Here is a 3,726-nt window from a genome sequence, read left to right on the forward strand (position 1 = left end):
TTTCCTTAACTCTTAAGTCCTATTGTCTCAGATGCTGCCCCATGACTTATTTCCGGCCATAACCGGAAATAAGGAGGGGCAGCCGGAGCATGCCCGGCCTCCCCTAAAAGCCCGCAAAGGCCATTTCGGGCTCCCTTTTGGAAAACAGGTCCTGAAGATATAAGGGGGTCTCCCCCCAGCCACCGTAAGCTATTTTCCCGGAGACCTCGGCAGCCTTCCGGGAAAACTGCTCGGCAATCTTCCAGCCGGCAGCCTCGGTCAGCATGAGAGAGAGTCCCCCGCTGATGGCAGCTCCGGCCAGGGGAAGGGTTTTTGAAAACTCCCGGGTGAGATACTTGATGGGATGCTTGAGAAGCTGCTCTTTCACCGCGGCGATGGCCATGCCTTGGGCAGCATCCTCGGTGACCGTGGTGTCCAGATGAAAGACCTGGGCCAGGTTCATTACCATGATCACCATAACGGCCGCATCCACCGCAAAGCCGGTCATGGGCACCGGAATAAGAGTGGATGACGCCGAGGCAGCTGCGGCAGCGTGAATGATTTTGTGGCAGGCGGATTTTTGCTGGCTGTTCATGGTCTCATCTCCTCTGGTTTGGTCATCTCTTAATTCCTATTGTCGCAGATCCTGTTCCGGCCATTTTTTCCGGTCATGGCCGAAATAAGCCCTCTTCTCTTCAGCCGTAAGCTATCTCACCGGAGACTCCGGCGGCAGTCCTGGAAAACTGCTCGGCAATCTTCCAGCCAGCTGCCTCGGTCAGGGCCAGAGAGAGTCCCCCGCTTATGGCCGTGCCGGCCATGGGAAGAGTTTTGGAAAACTCCCGGGTGAGATACTTGATGGGATGCTTAAGAAGCTGCTTTTTCACCGCGGCGATGGCCATGCCCCTGGCGAGATCCTCGTTCACCGTGGTGTCCAGATGAAAGACCCGGGACAGGTTCATTACCATGGCCACCATAACGGCCGCATCCACCGCAAATCCGGTCAGGGGCACCGGAATAAGAGTGGAGGACGCCGAGGCAGCTGCGGCAGTATGGATGATTACGCGGCATTCGGATTTTTGCTGGCTGTTCATAGTCTCATCTCCTCTGGTTTGGTTAGCTCTCAATTCCTATTTTCGCAGATCCTGTTCCGGCCTTTTTTTCCGGTCATGGCCGAAAATCTGCCGCTGTATCTTTGGTTCAAATCCTCCTTGCTAACCAGCCCCGTTACTCGCTTTAAGACTTTTCAGGAGTCTGAGCCGTCAGGAGGGGTTTTCCAGAATGGATGTTCCAAAAACAGGCCAGCGATGATGCGAAAAGAACGCTGTTTTACTCGAAAAACTTTCCAAAATTCGTACTAAAACCATCCCTTCAGAAAATCCCAAAATTCTTTGTCACATATGCTCCGGCGGGGATAATTTTATGTTATTCTTTCCCGAAACAGTGCTTAATAATTTAGTAATGTTTATACTAAAGAGATTTCTGGCAGCCTTGGAGGATTCAGATATGCCGATTTACCGAAATATTGTCGTTGCGATTCCCCCAGAAGGCTATATCGGGAAAAAGGATCAGAGTGTTTTTGTCAAAGACCGGAACGAGTACGATCCCGCGGTGAAATATAATCGGGTAAGTCATGTGATTATCGGGAAAGCCATTGATAAAACAAGGATGCACCCCAACCATAATTTCCGCATGAGATATCCTGAAGCCTTTCAGGAGGCGGCGGGAGAACCGCAGCTGAAATCAGTGAAGAGGATGGGGATGTATGCCGTTGTCCTGGCCCTTCTGGAAAAGAACTCTCTGTACCGGTGCCTTTATGAAGCCATGGGAATTGCCTCGGCAAATCTGATCCTTGATTTTTGCATGTACGCCATCCTTCATCATTCAGCGGCTTCTGATCGCTTCAGATATGCCATGTCCGAACAAATGCTGTTCTCCTGCGATCTCAAATCCGGCAGGGATTTATCTTTGTTTTTCGATCAGGATGAGAATATTGCAGGGCTGGAAAGATTCAAGTCAGCATGGGCCGGCGTTTGCAAAAAACGCGGGGTAAGGGATGTCTGGCTGGTCATAGACCGTTTAGATAATGACGGCGCCGGAGATGCCGCTCAGGAACAGGAACGAGCCCAATCACCAAAGGGAGTTCGCGAAAAGGAAGTCCCGGCAGTGAATTATCTTTATGCTGTTGACGTAAGTGACGGAACCCCGGTAAGCTGTGCCGTTTTCCGGGGGAACCGGGGCAATAACCGCATTCACGGCAATGCTGTCATGAAGATGATGGGATGGCTGAAAGCCTATGAAATGAATGTCACCGGGGTGGTGGTTAATCAGGACTTTGCAGCCAGGGATTTTCTTGAGATGCTTGACAGCAATGAACTCCCGTATGTTGCCCTGCTCAGGGAGGATGCCAGCGCTCATAAGGCCATGCTTGCCGAGTATGCCGCAAAAATCGGCAGGCAGTTCAAATACATGCTGGATCGATATGACAACAATGGCAATACAGATAGAGTCAGCATCCTCGGCAGCAATGACCATGTTTGCTACGGAATAACAGCGGAGGATAAGGTTAAGCTGTTTCCGCGGCATAACTATAAGGCCTGTGTTTCCCTGATTTTTGACGGCCGGAACGGCGAAGAACGGCAGGAGAGCTGGTTTAAAAAGATCTCTGATGCGACGGCGGAGCTGCAGCGCGAACTGAATTCAGAAAACGCGGCTGAAGTTCCTGGAGAATTTAAAGAATACCTGGAAATCCGGCAAAAGGACGGGAAGAAAACAGTCCTGATAAATATGGAAAAAGCGCAGCTCCGCGGCGACGAGCAGGGTTTCAGCACACTTGCCTCTTCCGCAAAGATGAGCGCCGGAAAAGCCCATGAAATTTACACCATGGGACAATCCGCCGGAACTGATTTTGCGATAGTTAAAGCTCAGCTTGGTTCCGGCATAACCACGGGAGAGCTCAGCGAAACAGAGATCATAACCAGGATTTCCATTGGATTCATCGCCTCGATTATCCGAAATGAGCTTATGAAAACGGCAAAAAGAACCGGGCTTCCTGCCCATGGAATAGCCAGAGAGCTCAACGGCATTACCATGGGACTCAATCAAAACGACCGGTACTTTGTTTCTCATACCGAAAGCGAGAAACAAAAAAAGTTCCTTAAGGAATGCAGTGTGGTTCCCGCCGATCTGGATCGCCTGGCCGAGGCTGAAAACAAGAGGATATCCAGTGAAAATCCGGATCCCGTCCGCAAATTCCCCCAGGCTGATGCAGCAATGAGAAAAAAATCCTCAAGCGGTGAAGGTACTAAATAAGATGCTGAAAAAACAGGCCTGACAAGCCGGAACGGGTTTTAAGAATTGCCTTTATGCTCAACGTTTTTCCGGGGGATCTCGTTTAAGATATGCGGACTGGCTGTTAATCCATTCCCGGGCGGACTTTGCGGCGGAAGGGGCGGAAACTCTCAATCCGGGAAGAGGAAAGCCAGCTGATATGAAGGAGAACGGTATGAACATTCCCGAGCATTCCCGCTGTCCCCGCTGTTCCGGCAATATGGTCTTCGGAATTGCAGAGCAGGCTCTCGTCTGCGAAAGCTGCGATACTGCGATCTCCATTCCGGAGTACGATGATATTGTTTTGGAAAAGGCGAAGCATAACGTCAATCTCACCGAAGCCGCTGACCGGATTATGGAGCAGCGGGAAAAGAAAGAGTCCTTCAGGCGCTCCTACTCATGCCGTTCCTGCGGAGGCCT

General features: G+C 51.0%; 3 protein-coding genes and 1 pseudogene. 2 read left to right on the forward strand and 2 right to left on the reverse strand.

Translation table 11 applies throughout. The annotated features are described in order from the left end of the window. Nucleotides 1-103: 103 nt before the first annotated feature. On the reverse strand, nucleotides 104-574 hold the full coding sequence (locus tag ACJROR_RS06935) for a hypothetical protein (RefSeq protein WP_406546483.1): 471 nt from the start codon (nucleotides 572-574) through the stop codon (nucleotides 104-106). 100 nt (nucleotides 575-674) lie between these two features. After that, entirely contained in the window at nucleotides 675-1,070 is a 396-nt protein-coding gene (locus ACJROR_RS06940; protein WP_406040225.1) for a hypothetical protein, read from the reverse strand. Nucleotides 1,071-1,482: 412 nt separating this feature from the next. Between ACJROR_RS06940 and ACJROR_RS06945 the strand changes: the two genes are divergently transcribed. Together ACJROR_RS06945 and ACJROR_RS06950 are read left to right on the forward strand one after the other, a co-directional pair. Next, the gene (locus ACJROR_RS06945) at nucleotides 1,483-3,288 is read left to right on the forward strand and encodes a hypothetical protein (RefSeq protein WP_406546484.1); all 1,806 of its coding nucleotides are present in this window, start codon (nucleotides 1,483-1,485) and stop codon (nucleotides 3,286-3,288) included. A 178-nt stretch (nucleotides 3,289-3,466) separates the two neighbouring features. After that, nucleotides 3,467-3,726, forward strand: a pseudogene (locus ACJROR_RS06950) (hypothetical protein); the annotation flags it as partial.

The sequence above is a fragment of the Succinimonas sp. genome (assembly GCF_045225735.1).
In the GTDB taxonomy this organism is placed as follows: Bacteria; Pseudomonadota; Gammaproteobacteria; order Enterobacterales; family Succinivibrionaceae; genus Succinimonas.